14 protein-coding genes are annotated in these 14,679 nt (G+C 66.7%); 12 read left to right on the top strand and 2 right to left on the bottom strand.

The window, feature by feature from the left end; all coding sequences use genetic code 11:
• The first annotated feature begins 9 nt into the window (after nucleotides 1-9).
• From MCIT9_RS10390 to ubiA, 4 genes are read left to right on the top strand one after another with little or no spacing between them, the layout of a single operon-like run.
• Nucleotides 10-2,163 carry a RelA/SpoT family protein gene (locus MCIT9_RS10390; protein WP_317704817.1) on the top strand — a complete coding sequence of 718 codons (2,154 nt, stop codon included), beginning with the start codon at nucleotides 10-12 and terminating at the stop codon, nucleotides 2,161-2,163.
• Nucleotides 2,164-2,183: 20 nt separating this feature from the next.
• Nucleotides 2,184-4,229, top strand: coding sequence for an ATP-dependent DNA helicase RecG (recG, locus tag MCIT9_RS10385; RefSeq protein WP_317704816.1), 2,046 nt, complete (start codon nucleotides 2,184-2,186; stop codon nucleotides 4,227-4,229).
• A gap of 20 nt (nucleotides 4,230-4,249) precedes the next feature.
• Nucleotides 4,250-4,816, top strand: coding sequence for a chorismate--pyruvate lyase family protein (locus MCIT9_RS10380; protein ID WP_317704815.1), 567 nt, complete (start codon nucleotides 4,250-4,252; stop codon nucleotides 4,814-4,816).
• A complete protein-coding gene (ubiA, locus tag MCIT9_RS10375) occupies nucleotides 4,800-5,660 on the top strand; it encodes a 4-hydroxybenzoate octaprenyltransferase (protein WP_317704814.1) in 861 nt (286 codons plus the stop codon). Before MCIT9_RS10380 ends, ubiA begins: the two co-directional genes overlap by 17 nt.
• A 185-nt stretch (nucleotides 5,661-5,845) precedes the next feature.
• On the opposite strand, the gene MCIT9_RS10370 is transcribed toward ubiA, so the two are convergent.
• Nucleotides 5,846-6,538, bottom strand: coding sequence for a ComF family protein (locus MCIT9_RS10370; RefSeq protein ID WP_317704813.1), 693 nt, complete (start codon nucleotides 6,536-6,538; stop codon nucleotides 5,846-5,848).
• A 76-nt stretch (nucleotides 6,539-6,614) separates the two neighbouring features.
• Here MCIT9_RS10370 and bioB point away from each other — a divergent pair, with 76 nt between their 5' ends.
• Genes bioB through bioC form a run of 4 tightly spaced genes read left to right on the top strand, consistent with a single transcriptional unit; the run spans nucleotide 6,615 to nucleotide 10,225 of the window.
• Nucleotides 6,615-7,601: a biotin synthase BioB gene (bioB, locus tag MCIT9_RS10365; protein WP_317704812.1), complete on the top strand. Its 987-nt coding sequence runs from the start codon at nucleotides 6,615-6,617 to the stop codon at nucleotides 7,599-7,601.
• Nucleotides 7,588-8,739, top strand: coding sequence for an 8-amino-7-oxononanoate synthase (gene bioF / locus MCIT9_RS10360; protein ID WP_317704811.1), 1,152 nt, complete (start codon nucleotides 7,588-7,590; stop codon nucleotides 8,737-8,739). Before bioB ends, bioF begins: the two co-directional genes overlap by 14 nt.
• Nucleotides 8,736-9,461 carry an alpha/beta fold hydrolase gene (locus tag MCIT9_RS10355; RefSeq protein ID WP_317704810.1) on the top strand — a complete coding sequence of 242 codons (726 nt, stop codon included), beginning with the start codon at nucleotides 8,736-8,738 and terminating at the stop codon, nucleotides 9,459-9,461. The genes bioF and MCIT9_RS10355 overlap by 4 nt, the downstream gene beginning before the upstream one ends.
• Nucleotides 9,458-10,225, top strand: a complete 768-nt coding sequence (gene bioC, locus MCIT9_RS10350) for a malonyl-ACP O-methyltransferase BioC (RefSeq protein ID WP_317704809.1) — start codon at nucleotides 9,458-9,460, stop codon at nucleotides 10,223-10,225. Before MCIT9_RS10355 ends, bioC begins: the two co-directional genes overlap by 4 nt.
• On the opposite strand, the gene MCIT9_RS10345 is transcribed toward bioC, so the two are convergent.
• The gene (locus MCIT9_RS10345) at nucleotides 10,204-11,124 is read right to left on the bottom strand and encodes a cytochrome c oxidase assembly protein (protein ID WP_317704808.1); all 921 of its coding nucleotides are present in this window, start codon (nucleotides 11,122-11,124) and stop codon (nucleotides 10,204-10,206) included. The two genes, bioC and MCIT9_RS10345, sit on opposite strands and share 22 nt — an antisense overlap.
• A gap of 78 nt (nucleotides 11,125-11,202) precedes the next feature.
• Between MCIT9_RS10345 and MCIT9_RS10340 the strand changes: the two genes are divergently transcribed.
• The 4 genes from MCIT9_RS10340 to MCIT9_RS10325 are packed head-to-tail and all read left to right on the top strand — an operon-like array spanning nucleotide 11,203 to nucleotide 14,662.
• Nucleotides 11,203-11,673, top strand: coding sequence for a DUF2244 domain-containing protein (locus MCIT9_RS10340; protein WP_317704807.1), 471 nt, complete (start codon nucleotides 11,203-11,205; stop codon nucleotides 11,671-11,673).
• A gap of 51 nt (nucleotides 11,674-11,724) precedes the next feature.
• A complete protein-coding gene (gene coxB, locus MCIT9_RS10335) occupies nucleotides 11,725-12,855 on the top strand; it encodes a cytochrome c oxidase subunit II (RefSeq protein ID WP_317704806.1) in 1,131 nt (376 codons plus the stop codon).
• A gap of 35 nt (nucleotides 12,856-12,890) precedes the next feature.
• Nucleotides 12,891-14,498, top strand: a complete 1,608-nt coding sequence (gene ctaD / locus MCIT9_RS10330) for a cytochrome c oxidase subunit I (protein ID WP_317704805.1) — start codon at nucleotides 12,891-12,893, stop codon at nucleotides 14,496-14,498.
• The gene (locus tag MCIT9_RS10325) at nucleotides 14,495-14,662 is read left to right on the top strand and encodes a hypothetical protein (RefSeq protein ID WP_317704804.1); all 168 of its coding nucleotides are present in this window, start codon (nucleotides 14,495-14,497) and stop codon (nucleotides 14,660-14,662) included. The genes ctaD and MCIT9_RS10325 overlap by 4 nt, the downstream gene beginning before the upstream one ends.
• The last annotated feature ends 17 nt before the right edge of the window (nucleotides 14,663-14,679 follow it).

Raw genomic sequence — 14,679 nt, 5'->3', positions numbered from 1 at the left:
CATCCCGAGATGGCGGAACCGGCCCTGCAACTCGAACGCCCTCAGGACGTCCTGGCGGCGCGCCTGCTGGAGACGGTGGCCGGTTATCTGCCTGAGGAACAGGTTGGAACGGTCCGTCATGCGGTCGAATTCGCCGACGCGGCCCACGCCGATCAGTTCCGCCTCAGCGGCGAGCCCTACGTCTGCCATCCCATCGAAGTGGCGACGATTCTGGCCGAGCAGATGAAGATGGATACGGCCGGAATCGTCGCCGCCATCCTTCACGACGTCATCGAAGACACCCCGGTCACGAAGGCGCAGCTCGCCGAGCTTTTCGGCGACGAAGTGGCCGGGCTGGTGGACGGGGTCACCAAGCTGACCCAGCTCGACACCAAGTCCAAGCAGGAGGTCCAGGCCGAATCCCTGCGCAAGATGATCCTGGCCATGGCCCAGGATCTGCGTGTCATCTTGGTCAAGCTCGCCGACCGCCTGCACAACATGCGCACCCTGGGGCCGATGGCCCCCGCACGGCGGCGCCGCTTCGCCCGCGAAACCCTGGAGATCTACGCACCGCTGGCCAACCGTCTGGGAATGCACCGCATCCGCCTCGAGCTGGAGGAACTGGCCATGCAGGCCATGCACCCGATGCGCTACCGGGTGCTGAAGCGGGCGGTCAAGCGGGCCCGGGGCAACCGCAAGGAAGTGATCGCCACCATCGAATCCAACCTGCGCCAGCGTCTGGAGGAAGCGGGCATCGAGGGGGAGGTCCGTGGGCGGGAAAAGCATATTTTCAGCATCTACAAAAAGATGCGCGAGAAGGGACTGACCTTCAACCAGGTCTTCGACGTCTATGCGGTGCGCATCGTGACCACCGACGTGGACGCCTGTTACCGGGCGTTGGGGCTGGTGCACAGGCTCTACAAACCCGTGCCCGGACGTTTCAAGGACTATATCGCTCTGCCCAAGGACAACGGCTATCAGTCGCTCCACACCGTGGTGGTCGGCCCTTACGGGGTGCCGGTGGAGGTGCAGATCCGCACCCGCGACATGCACCGGATTGCCGAAAACGGCATCGCCGCCCACTGGCTCTACAAAAAGGAGATCGCCGACACTGCCAAGGCCCGCGCCTATGCCTGGATCAAGGAGTTCCTGGAGCACCAGCAGGGCGAGGGGGGATCACTGGAGTTTCTCGACAACCTCAAGATCGATCTCTTTCCTTCGGAGGTCTACGTCTTCACCCCGGAAGGGGACATCGTCAAACTGCCCTACGGCGCGACCGCCCTGGATTTCGCCTACGCGGTCCACACCGAAGTGGGCCATCACTGCGTCGCCGCCCGCATCGATGGCCGGCTGATGCCCCTGCACACGCCCCTGGCCAACGGCCAGACGGTCGAGGCGGTGACCCAGGAGCACGCCCGTCCCCATCCCTCCTGGCTCAACTACGTGGTGACCGCCAAGGCCCGGAGCGCGATCCGCAGCTACCTGCGCCAGCTCAAGTGCCGCGAGGCGGTGGGGCTGGGGCGGCGGATGCTGGAGGCGGAGTTGCACAAGCTGGGGCTGAATCTGGAGGCGATCCCTCCAGAAGCGCTGACCGCCAAACTGCAGGCCATCGGCTGCCGCGATCTCGAGCAGCTGTGCGAGGAGATCGGCCTGGGAAACCGCATGGCAATGCTGGTGGCGCGCCAGCTGGCCGCCAGCGGTGACGGCGTCGATGTGGCGCTGGAGGAAAGCGGCAGCGGAGTACCCTTGATCATACAGGGCACCGAGGGCATGGTGGTCAGTCTGGCCAAGTGCTGCCGGCCGATTCCCGGCGATCCGATCATCGGTTTCTTCCGCCCCGGCAAGGGCTTGGTGGTGCACCGCAGCGGCTGCAAGAACGCCCTGGAATTCCAGAAGAAACAGGTGACCTGGATGCCGGCGGAGTGGGATCGCAACGTGGAAGGGGAATTTCCCGTCGATTTGCGCATCGTCCTCCTCGACCGCCGCGGGGCTTTGGCCCGGGTGGCGGCGACCATCGCCGAGGCGGAGGCCAACATCGAGAACTTCCAGATCACCCAGCAGGACAGCCACACCAGCACCGATCTGGTCACCCTGACCGTCCGCGACCGCCGTCATCTGGCCCGAATCATCCGCCGTCTGCGCCATCTGCCGGTGGTCCTGAAGATCCAGCGAGCCCGCAGCTGACAATGGCGGCAGCCGCCGCGATGTCCATTCCCCCGGTTCTGAGTCTCCAGGGCGTCGGCCCGGCCTTAGCGGCGCGGCTGCAGAAGCTCGGTATTTTCGACCTGCGTGACCTGCTCCTGCACGCCCCCATTCGCTACGAGGACCGGCGTACCGTGGTCCCCATCGCCGCTGCCGCGGGTAAGTGCCTGATCGAAGGCGAGGTGGTGCTCACCGAGGTGACCGGACGGCGCAGGCCGATGCTGGTCAGTCGGATACGGGACGGCAGCGACGCCATGGACCTGCGCTTTTTTCATTTCAGCGCCGCCCTGCGTAACCGGCTGGCGCCCGGCAGCCGCTGGCGCTGTTTCGGCGAGGTCAGGGTGTCCGCCTTCGGCCGCGAGATGATCCATCCCGAACTGGAGCCGTCCCAGCAGGCCAGCGGGGGGATCGTGCCGGTCTACGCCACCACCCCGGGGCTCAGCCAGCGCACCCTGCGGCGCCTGCAGGGGCTGGCGCTGGATCAGCTGGACGCCGCCCCGCCGTGGTTGCCGGCGTTGCCGCTGGAATCCCTGCCGTCATCGCTTTCGATGGCGCCGGCGGAAGCATTGGCCGCCCTGCACCGTCCCCCCGCCGAGGCCGACCCCGCCGCCCTGACCGCAGGGCGTCATCCGGCCTGGCAGCGGCTGGCTTTCGAGGAGCTGTTGGCGCATCAGCTGGCCTTTCGGAGCCAGAGCCGTTTCCGGGCCGAGGGCAGGGCGCCGGCGCTGCCGCTGGCGGAGGAAGACCTAACGCGGTTTCTGGCGCAGCTGCCTTTTCAGCTCACCGGTGCCCAGCGGCGGGCGTTCGCCGAAATCCGCGGCGATCTGGCTGCCACCCGGCAGATGGGGCGGCTTTTGCAGGGGGACGTCGGTTCCGGCAAGACCGTGGTCGCCGCGCTGGCCGCCCTGTGCGCCGCCGCCAATGGCTGGCAGACCGCGCTGATGGCGCCGACGGAACTGCTGGCGGAGCAACACGCCCACACCTGGCGGGCCTGGTTCGAACCTCTGGGCGTGCGGCTGGCGCTGCTGACGGCCCGCACCGCCAGCCGCGAACGCCGCCGCCTGCTGGAAGCCGTCGCCGCCGGTGAGATCGACGTGGTCATCGGCACCCACGCCCTGTTCCAGCGGGCGGTGGATTTCGCCCGCCTGGGGCTGGTGATCGTCGATGAGCAGCACCGTTTCGGTGTGGATCAGCGCCTCGCCCTCAAGGCCAAGGCGGACGGGTGGATCCCCCACTATCTGGTGATGACCGCCACCCCCATTCCCCGAACCCTGGCGATGCTGCGTTACGGCGATCTGGAGGTGTCGGTGATCGACAAGCTGCCGCCGGGACGGCAACCGGTGGAAACCCGGGTGATGAGCGAGGCCCGCCGCACCGAACTGATCGCCCGGCTGCGGGACTGGCTCGCCGGCGGCCGCCAGGCCTACTGGGTTTGTACCCTGATCGAGGAATCCGAGGCGCTGGCGGGAGAGGCGGCGGAAAAGACGGCGGAACGGCTCGCCGAAGAACTTCCCGGCGTGCGCATCGGGCTGGTGCACGGGCGCATGAAAGGCGCCGACAAGGAAACGGTGATGACGGCCTTCAAGGCCGGCGACATCGACCTTCTCGTGGCGACCACGGTGATCGAGGTGGGCGTGGACGTGCCCAACGCCGGCCTGATGGTGATCGAGAACGCCGAACGCTTAGGATTGGCCCAGCTGCACCAGTTGCGGGGCCGGGTGGGGCGGGGGCCGGGACAGAGCTACTGCATCCTGCTCTACCGTCCCCCGCTGACGGAAGCGGCGCGCCAGCGCCTCGACTATCTGCGCCGCTGCCACGACGGTTTCGCCCTGGCGGAAAAGGATCTGGAACTGCGCGGTCCGGGAGAGGTGCTCGGCACTCGCCAAAGCGGGGCCCTGCAGTTTAAAATGGCCGACCCGGTGCGCGACCGTCAATGGCTGCCCCAGGTGCGGCAGGCGGCCGAATGGCTCGAACGCCACGCTCCGGAACGCATCCCCGCGCTGCTGGCCTTCTGGATCGGCAGCGGCGACCGCTACGCCGACGTTTGACCCTACAGCGATCATTGCCTTTGAAGCCGCTCGCCCCCAGTCTGCTGCTCGCCAACGATCCGCGCTGGTTCGTTCCCAGGTTTCGGTTCGCCGGGCGTCCGCCTCCCCAGGCGCTGAGCTGGCTGGCGGAAACCGGTTCCCTCACCGCCCGCCTCCAGTCCTTGACCGGCACGGTAGAGGTGCGGGTGTTGCGTCAGGGGTTGGGGTGGGCGCTGGCGAGCGAACGCCGCCGGCTCGCTTACCGCCCCCGGCTGCTGTGGGTGCGGGAGGTGGTGCTGGAACACCGGGGAATGCCGCTGCTGGCGGCGCGGACGGTAGCCCCGCCGGCGACCCTGCAAGGGGAAGGCGCCGGCTTTGCCCGGCTGGGCGCCCGGCCGCTGGGGGCGCTGCTGTTCACCGATCCGGCGGTGCGCCGGCAGGGCTGCGAATGGACCCGCCTGGTTTCCCGGAACTGGAGAGCGCCGTTGCCGCGCCCCGACTGGGGCCGGCGCACCCGCTACACCATCGACGGGCGGCCGTTGCTGGTCGCCGAATTCTTTTTGCCCCCGCTGTTCGAACTGGAGGCTGACCATGACCGACTGGCGTGACCGGCTGCGGCAGTACGCTTATCTGATGCGGCTGCACCGTCCCATCGGCATCTTCCTGTTGCTGTGGCCGGCTCTGTGGGCCCTGTGGATCGCCGGCAACGGCCGTCCCGATCCTGTGATCGTGGCGATCTTCATCCTGGGGGTGGTGCTGATGCGCTCGGCGGGCTGCGTCATCAACGATTACGCCGACCGCCGCTTCGACCCCCACGTGCGCCGGACCCGCGACCGTCCCCTGGCGGCCGGCAGGGTCACTCCCAGGGAGGCGCTGATCCTGTTCGCGGTATTGTGCGGGCTGGCATTCGTGCTGGTGTTGTTCCTCAACCGCCTCACCATCGCTCTGGCCTTCGTCGCCGCCTTTCTGGCCGCTTCCTATCCCTTCATGAAACGCTACACCCATCTGCCTCAGGCCTATCTGGGGCTGGCCTTCGGCTGGGCGGTGCCGATGGCCTTCGCCGCCCAAACCGGCGCCGTGCCGGCCGTCGCCTGGTGGCTGCTGCTGGCAACGCTGCTCTGGGCCTTGGCCTACGACACCATGTATGCGATCGTCGACCGGGAGGACGACCTTCGTATCGGGGTCAAATCCACCGCCATTCTGTTCGGCCGCCACGACCGTCTCATCATCGGCCTGATCCAGCTGGCGATGCTGGCGGTGCTGGCCTGGGTCGGCCGCCTGGTGGGGCTGGGGGGATGGTACTGGGCCGGTCTGGTGGCGGCGGCCGGTTTCATGGCCTACCAGCAGTGGCTCATCCGTGAGCACGACCCCGGGCGCTGTTTCCAGGCGTTCCTCAACAACAATTGGCTGGGGGCGGTGGTGTTTCTGGGGATTCTGCTGGATTATCTGTGACGTGCGCTCAGGTGATGGTAGTGGTGCCAGCAGTAACCGACGCTGGCGGCGATGGTGGTCAGCAGACTGCCGGTGAGAATGAGTTCAACGCTGGACATGACGTATACCTCCGCTGTGTGATCGTTTCGGGGTAAGCATGGTCCAAGGTGATCTTGGCGTCTGTGACCGGACTCACGTTCCGGCGCTCAGGCCCGCGCGATCACCCAAACCGAGACTTCGGTCACACCGGCGCGCCTGAGGGTGGTGGCGATTTCGGCCACGGTGGCGGCGGTGGTCATGACGTCGTCGATCAAGGCGACGTGGCGGCCGCGAACAGCCGGATCGGCCACGAAGGCCCCGCGCAGATTGCGCCGCCGGTCGCGGGCGCTGAGACCCTGCTGGGGCGGGGTGAAGCGGATCCGCCGGCACAGTCCGGGACGCAGGGGGATTCCCAGACGCCGGCCGACCACCCGGGCGATTTCCAGGCTCTGATTGAAACCGCGCTGGCGCAGGCGGCGGGGGTGCAGCGGCACCGGCACCAGGCAATCGGGGCGGGGGGCGCTGTCAAGCCGCCGTGCCAGACACTCCCCGAACAGGCGCAGCGGCGGCTGCAGGCCGCGGTATTTGGCGGCGGTCACCAGGCGGTCCACCGGCGGTTGGTAGTGCCACAGGGCGATGGTGCGTTCGAACGGAGGCGGCCGCCGCAGGCAGGCCCCGCAGGCCGGAGCGGCAGCGGGAAGGGGCCGGGCACAGACGGGGCAGGGGTGTTCGATCCAGGGCAGCTCGGCTTCACAGGTAAGGCACAGGTCCAGCGGCTGCCGTCCCGGCCCGCCGCAGAGGAGGCAACGGGGCGGCAGGAGGTAGAACTGGATCGCTTCCAGCCAGTGGTAAACTTTCATCTGCTCTTTCCAGTTGACAGCCGCTGGGGTTGCGCTAACATCGCCTTCCAAGTCTAATTCGTTTCCGGAGGATAGGATGGCGGTGTCCGCAGCTGAACTGGCCCCGCAGGATGACCTGCGCCACGACTGGTCCCGGGAGGAGATCCTGGCGCTGTTCGATGAGCCTTTCAACGACTTGCTGTTTCAGGCCCAGACGGTACACCGGCGCCACTTCGACCCCAACGAGGTCCAGGTCAGCACCCTGCTGTCGATCAAGACCGGCGGTTGTCCTGAGGACTGCGCCTACTGCCCCCAGAGCGGCCGTTACGAAACCGGGCTGGAACGCGAATCTCTGCTGCCACTCGACGCAGTGGTCGAGGCCGCCCGGGCCGCCAAGGCCAAGGGGGCGACCCGCTTCTGCATGGGGGCGGCCTGGCGTGCCCCCAAGGACCGCGACATCGAGCAGGTGGCGGAAATGGTGGCGCAGGTCAAGTCCCTGGGACTGGAAACCTGCATGACCCTGGGGATGCTGACCGCCGAACAGGCCCGCAAGCTGCGCCAGGCGGGACTCGATTACTACAACCACAACCTCGACACCTCGCCGGAATACTATCCGCAGATCATCAGCACCCGCACCTACGAAGACCGTCTGCGCACCCTCGAGCACGTGCGCGAGGCGGGGATGGCGGTCTGTTGCGGCGGCATCGTCGGCATGGGCGAGGACCGCGAGGACCGCGCCGGCCTGCTGCAACAGCTGGCCAATCTGCCGAAACATCCCGAAAGCGTACCCATCAATCTGCTGGTCCAGGTGGAGGGAACCCCGCTGCACGGTCGGGAAGCCCTTGATCCCATCGAATTCGTGCGCACCGTCGCCGTGGCGCGCATCCTCATGCCCGCATCGCGGGTGCGGCTGTCGGCCGGGCGCAGCGACATGAGCGACGAAATGCAAGCGCTGTGCTTCCTCGCCGGGGCCAATTCGGTATTCTACGGCGAGAAGCTGCTGACCACCGACAATCCGGAAGCCGACGCCGACCGCCGCCTGTTCGAACGTCTGGGGCTGAAATTCTCCGGTGCGTGTCACTGAGCTGAGCGCCGCCCTGGCGGCGCGCCGTGCCGCCGGGCTCTACCGTCACCGCCATGTGCTCGACAGCCCCCAGGGGGCGGAGGTGGTGGTTGACGGCCGCCGGGTGGTCAACTTCTGCAGCAACGACTATCTGGGGCTGGCCAACCATCCCGAGGTGGTCGCCGCCTGGCGGCGGGGGGCGGAAGCCTACGGTGTCGGCAGCGGGGCTTCCCATCTGGTCTGCGGCCACCTGCGTCCCCATCACGCCCTGGAGGAGGAACTGGCGGCCTTCACCGGCCGCGACCGCGCCCTGGTGTTTTCCACCGGCTATCAGGCCAACCTCGGCGTCATCGGTGCGCTGGTGACGCGCGGCGGGCGGGTGTTCGAGGACCGCCTCAATCACGCCTCGCTGCTGGACGGCGCCCGTCTCGCCGGGGCGCGGCTGCGCCGCTATCCCCACGGTGATCTTAAGGTGCTGGAGCGCTGGCTGAGCCGGGGGGAGGAAGCGCTGATCGCCACCGACGCGGTTTTCAGCATGGACGGCGATCTGGCGCCCTTGCCGCAGCTGGCGGAACTGGCCCGCCGCCACGATGCCTGGCTCCACGTGGACGACGCCCACGGCTTCGGGGTCCTGGGGGAGACGGGGGCCGGAACCCTGTCCCATTTCGGTCTAGACCAGACCCAAGTGCCGGTCCTGATGGCGACCCTGGGAAAGGCCCTGGGGGTGTTCGGTGCCTTCGTCGCCGGCAGCGACGACCTGATCGAATGGCTGCTCCAGAGCGCCCGCACCTACATTTACACTACCGCCCTGCCGCCGGCCCTGGCGGAGGCGGCGCGGGCGGCCCGGCGGCTGGTGCAGGACGAGGACTGGCGCCGCCGGCATCTGCAGGCCCTGACCGCCCGTTTCCGCCGCGGTGCGGAGCGGTTCGGCCTGCCGCTGCTGCCGTCGCCGACCCCGATCCAACCGCTCATCGTCGGCGACAACGCGCGGGCGCTGCGCTGGAGCCGGCGGTTGCTGGAACGGGGATACTGGGTGGCGCCGATCCGCCCGCCCACGGTGCCGGCCGGGAGCGCCCGACTGCGGATCACCCTCAGCGCCGCCCACAGCGAGGAACAGGTGGACGGCCTGCTGGCGGCCCTGGCTGAACTGGCGGCGTGATCCGGCTGACGGTCAGGCGGGTGGGCTGCGGCCCGCCGCTGGTGTTGCTTCCCGGCTGGGCCATGCACAGCGGCGTCTGGGGCGCGCTGGTCGAGCAGTTGGCGCACCATTTCCAGCTGCTGCTGGTGGACCTGCCGCCGGTTTGCCGCGCCGACGCTGCGCCGGCCTTGATCGCCGCCCTGGCAGAACAGGTCCCGGCGGCGGGCTGGCTGGGATGGTCCCTGGGGGGGCAGCTGGCGCTCCAGCTGGCGCACCGCTATCCCGAGCGGGTCACCGGTCTGGTGCTGGTGGCCAGCAATCCCCGCTTTCTGGCCGCGCCCGACTGGGCGGGCATGGCGGCGGCCGCATTCTCCGACCTGGAGCGGCGGGTCCGGGAGGATCCGGTGCGCGGCCTGCGCCGTTTCCTGGCTCTTGTGGCGAAGGGCGGTCCTGCGGCCAGGTCCCTGACACAGTTGTGGCGGCAGCGGCCGCCGCCGCCCTTGGAAACGCTGCTGGCCGGCCTGTCCTGGCTGCGGCAGTGGGATTTGCGCGCCGCGCTACCGCAGCTTTCCTGTCCCAGCCTGTGGCTCGGGAGTGAGGATGACGTCCTGGTGCCGGCGGCGGCGATGCGGGCGGCGGCCCGCCTCAGCGGCGGCCGCTGGCTGGAAGTGACCGGCGGCCATGCGCCTTTTCTCGCCGACCCTGCGGCGGTGGCCGCAGCGATCCGGAACGCCTTGACATGAGTTGGGACAAGCGCCTGGTGCGCCGCGCCTTTTCCGCCGCCGCCCCGGGCTACGACCGCCAGGCGGTGTTGCAGCGGCAGATCGGCGAGCGCCTGCTGGCTGCCCGTCCCGAAGAGCTGCCGCCGGGGTGGTGGGTGGACATCGGAACCGGTACCGGCTGGTGTGCACAGCGGTTGGCGGCGTGGCGACCGCCGGCCCTGCTGCTGGTGGATCTGGCCGAAGGGATGCTCCACCAGGCGCGGGCCCGGCTGGGACCGGCCGGGCGTTATCTGGCCGCCGATGCCGAACGCCTGCCGCTGGCGACGGGCAGCGCCGCCCTGGTGGTGAGCAATCTGGCCCTGCAGTGGTGTCTCGATCCGGCCCGGGCCCTGGCGGAAATGGCCCGGATTCTGAAGCCCGGCGGCCGCCTGCTGCTGTCCACTTTCACGGCCGGCACCCTGGAGACGCTGCGCCGCGCCTGGGCGGCGGTGGACGACTACAGCCACGTCAACACCTTCCCGGCTCCGGCGGATCTGGAGGCGGCGGTTGCCGCTGCCGGCTTCCGCCGCTGGCGGCTGCGCAGCGAAACCCTGTCCCTGGCCTATCCGGACCTCAAGACCCTGCTGCGTTCCCTGAAGGAGATCGGGGCCCACAACGTCACGACCGGCCGTCCCCGCCACCTAATGGGCAAGGGTGCCTGGCAACGCCTGGAGGCGGCCTATCCGCGCCGTCAGGGGCAGGTGGTCGCCACCTATGTGGCGACCTACGTGACCGCGCTCAGGTGAGGGCCGGCGGGCCGTTTCCTTTCCGCCCGGATCCAGACCAGAAACACCACCCCGGTGCCGATCACCCCCATCATCGCGCCGGGCCCCCAGATGAGAATGCCCCCGATCTGCTGATCCATCAGCCGGTCGATCCCCCAGCGGCCGGTAAGGACGTCATAGACTTGGTAGAGCGGCTGCCTGCTCAGGGTGATGCCGGCTCCCAGGAGGGTGTTGGGGATCGTCACCGCCCACAGGACGATCAGGCGCAGCCCGTAGGGGAGTCTGGCTCGGGTGCCGCGGGGGTCGGCGATCAGCCACCAGAAGAAAAAGCCGGTGACGATCATGCTCAGGTGCATCAGGTCGTGGAGCAGAAGGTCCTGCACCGCCCGGTCGTGCAGGGTGGGGATCTGCCACACCACCAAAGTGGCGACGAACAGGACCGGCGCCACCAAAGGATGGCTGAAAAAGCCATAGAGCCCGCGGGCCAGGCGGCTTCTGACCAAGGGCGCCAGCAGGGAATGGCGGGCCCGGCGGGGAAGCCCCTGAATCAGCGGTGCCAGGGGCATGGCCAGGATCATGAGCAGGGGGGCGAAGACCCGCAGCAGCAGGTGTTCGATCTGGTGGATGAACAAGAAATGATCCGAGAGCGGTTCGATGGGCGATTGCAGCGCGATGAAGAAACACAGAATTCCCAGACAGAAAGCGGCGATCTGCCCGACCGGCACCGGGCGGTGCTGGCGGTGACGCCGCCAGCAGCCGCGGGCGTAGACCAGCCCCGTCAGCAGCAGCGGCGCCAGGATTTCCGGGGTGAATGTCCAGGCCCGCCAGAGGTCGTCTTCCAGGCCGCCGTGGCTCCAGGCAGGCAGCGGCGACAGTAGCAGAACCAGCCCCGGGAGCGGAGGTTTTTTTGCGTATGTCAAAGGGATGGGCATAATGACCTTGAGTGTCAGCGGCTTATCGGCTACATTAAACCAAATTTAGCACATGCTTATTACCAAATGATCGAACGGCACCGCGGCGCCAGCGAGGAGGAGTTTCGTCTGGTGCTGCGTCCCAACGCTTCCCTGACGCCCTCCCAGGCCCGTTTGCTGATCGGCATGATGGGGTTGATGATGGGGGCGATCGGTCTGGGTTTCGCCGCCGTGGGGGCGTGGCTGGTGCTGCCGTTCTCCGGGGGCGAGCTGCTGTTGCTCGGCTACGCCCTGAGTTATAGTATGCGGCAGGGTGCGGTACGGGAAACCATCACCGTCTCCCGAGACACTATCCAGATCGAACATAAGGGACCGGACCGGAAGGAACGGCGGGAGTTCCTGCGGGCTTGGTTCCGGGTCGAATGGCAGCCGGGGCCGGCGCCGCGGTTGCGGGTCGGATCCCACGGCAAGTGGGTGGAGGTCGGCGCTTTTCTGGCGGAAGAAGAAAAAATGCGTCTGGCGGGGATGCTGCGGCAGCTCCGCATCCAGGCGTTTTAGAGATCGTCAAAGATCGGTTTTCGTGGTTGCAAAACTTGAGGGGAGTGTTCCGTGAACTTGAATAAACTCGAGCGCTTGTTCGTCGCAGCGATCCTGGCTTTGGTGGGGGAGGCCGCCTGGGCCGATTATCATCTCAACATTCCGGTCGGTCCGACCGAAACCAGCCGCGTCATCTACGACTTCCACATGTACGCCATCTGGGTCTGCGTGGGTATCGCGGTGGTGGTCTTCGGGGTGATGTTCTATTCCATCATCAACCACCGCAAGTCCAAGCACCCGGTGCCGGCCAAGTTCCATGAAAACCTGAAACTGGAAGTGGTCTGGACCATCATTCCGGTGCTGATCCTCATCGGCTTGGCGGTGCCTTCCACCAAAGCGTTGATCGAAATCGAAGACACCAGCGGCGCCGAGATGGACATCAAGGTCACCGGCTACCAGTGGAAGTGGCACTACGAATATCCGAAGGAAGGCATCGCCTTCTTCAGCAGCCTGGACGAGGCCAGCAACCGTGCCCGCCAGCTCGGTTCCGGTATCGATCCCAAGACCGTTCCCAACTACCTGCTTAACGTCGATCACCCGCTGGTGGTGCCGGTCAACACCAAGATCCGCTTCCTCATCACCGCCGCCGACGTGATCCACGCCTGGTGGGTGCCGGCCTTCGGCTGGAAGAAGGATGCCATTCCCGGTTTTGTCAACGCCGCCTGGGTGGAGATCGAAAAACCCGGGATCTACCGCGGCCAGTGCGCCGAGCTGTGTGGACGCGATCACGGCTACATGCCCATCGTGGTCAAGGCGGTGACCAAGGAGGAATACCAAGCCTGGGTGGCTGAGCAGAAGCAGAAACTGGCCGGCGGTCGGGCCGCTGCCCAGGGATGGAATCTGCAGGTGGCGATGGAACGCGGGCGCGAAGCCTACAACACCCACTGCGCCAGCTGCCATCAAGCCGACGGCAGCGGCATCCCGGGCACCTTCCCGGCGCTGGCGGGCAGCCCCGTGGCTACCGACGACGTGGACGCGATGATCGAGATCGTCCTCGAAGGCAAGGGCGCGATGCCGGCCTTCGGCAGCGACGAGAACATCAGCGACGCGGATCTGGCCGCCGTCATTACCTATGTCCGCAATGCCTTCGGCAACGACACCGGGGATGTGGTGACGCCGGAAGACATCGCCGACGCCCGCTGACAGATTTGGCTATTCAACGATAGAGGTAGAGGCAAATGGCAACGGTAGCAGATACCCATACCGCAGAGCATGAACACGGCCCGGCCAAGGGCATCATGCGCTGGATCACCACCACCAACCACAAGGACATCGGTACCTTGTACCTGACCTTCGCCATGGTCATGTTCCTGGTGGGCGGGACGATGGCGCTCATTATCCGCGCCGAGCTGTACCAGCCCGGCCTGCAGCTGGTGGACCCGCATTTCTTCAACCAGATGACCACCCTGCACGCCCTGATCATGGTGTTCGGGGCGGTGATGCCGGCTTTCGCCGGATTCGCCAACTGGATGATTCCGCCGATGATCGGGGCGCCGGACATGGCCCTGCCGCGGATGAACAACTGGAGCTTCTGGGTGCTGCCGTTCGCCGCCGCCATGCTGAGCGCCACGCTGTTCATGGACGGCGGGGCGGTGGCCTCCGGCTGGACCCTCTATCCGCCGCTGGTGCTGCAGTTCGGCAACGCCCTGCCGTTCACCATCTTCAGTGTCCACCTGCTGGGGCTGTCGTCGATTATGGCGGCGATCAACATCATCGTCACCATCTTCAACCTGCGCGCACCGGGAATGACGATGATGAAAATGCCGATGTTCTGCTGGGCCTGGCTCATCACCGCCTTCCTGCTGATCCTGGTGATGCCGGTGCTGGCGGGCGGGGTCACCATGCTGCTGACCGATAAGTTCTTCGACACCAGCTTCTTCGATGCCGCCGGCGGCGGTGACCCGGTGCTGTTCCAGCATCTGTTCTGGTTTTTCGGTCATCCCGAGGTGTACATCATCGTCCTGCCGGCCTTCGGCATCATCTCCCAGGTCGTCCCGACCTTCTCCCGCAAGCCGCTGTTCGGCAAGAATTCGATGGTGTTCGCCACCGCGGTGATCGGCTTCCTGTCCTTCATCGTCTGGGCCCACCATCAGTTCACCGTCGGTATGCCGGTGCCGGCGGAGCTGTACTTCATGTACGCCACCATGCTGATCGCCGTGCCCACCGGGGTGAAGGTGTTCAACTGGCTCGCCACCATGTGGAAGGGCTCGCTGACCTTCGAGACGCCGATGCTGCACGCTCTCGGTTTCCTGGTGCTGTTCGTGATCGGAGGCTTTACCGGCATCATGATGTCCCAGGCGCCGGTGGACCTGTACTACCACGACAACTACTTCATCGTCGCCCATTTCCACTACACCCTCGTGGGTGGCGGGGTGTTCGCCATCTTCGCTGGCCTGTTCTACTGGCTGCCCAAGTGGACCGGTACCATGTACGACGAGAAGCTGGGCAAACTCCACTTCTGGCTGTCGTTCCTTGGCTTCAACCTGCTGTTCATGCCCCAGCACTTCCTGGGACTGGCGGGGATGCCGCGGCGGATCCCCGACTACGCGGTGCAGTTCACCGAGTTCAACCAGATGTCCACCGTCGGGGCCTTCATCTTCGGTTTCACCCAGCTGCTGCTGATCTACATCGTCTACAAGTGCGTCAAGGGTGAAGGCGAGAAGGTCGGCGACGAGGTCTGGGAGGGCGCCAAGTCCCATGGACTGGAATGGAATCTGCCTTCGCCGATGCCGTATCATCATTCCTTCGAGGGTATCGACATCCAGAAGGCGGTCGCCGAAGAATGACGGATCCGGCCCCGCCCGAAGGCGGGGCCGGCCTTCACGGAACGCGCATGGATATCCGCAAGAAAAATCTCATTCTGGCCGCTCTGCTGGGGCTGGTGGCCTTGGTGTTCTATCTGCTCGCGCTGTACAACGTATTCGGTCTGCCGGCGGGCGGAACAAAATAAGACAGTAACGACATAGG

This window comes from Methylomarinovum caldicuralii (genome assembly GCF_033126985.1).
Taxonomy (GTDB): Bacteria; Pseudomonadota; Gammaproteobacteria; order Methylococcales; family Methylothermaceae; genus Methylohalobius; species Methylohalobius caldicuralii.
This window is presented reverse-complemented; position numbering and strand designations above follow the sequence as displayed.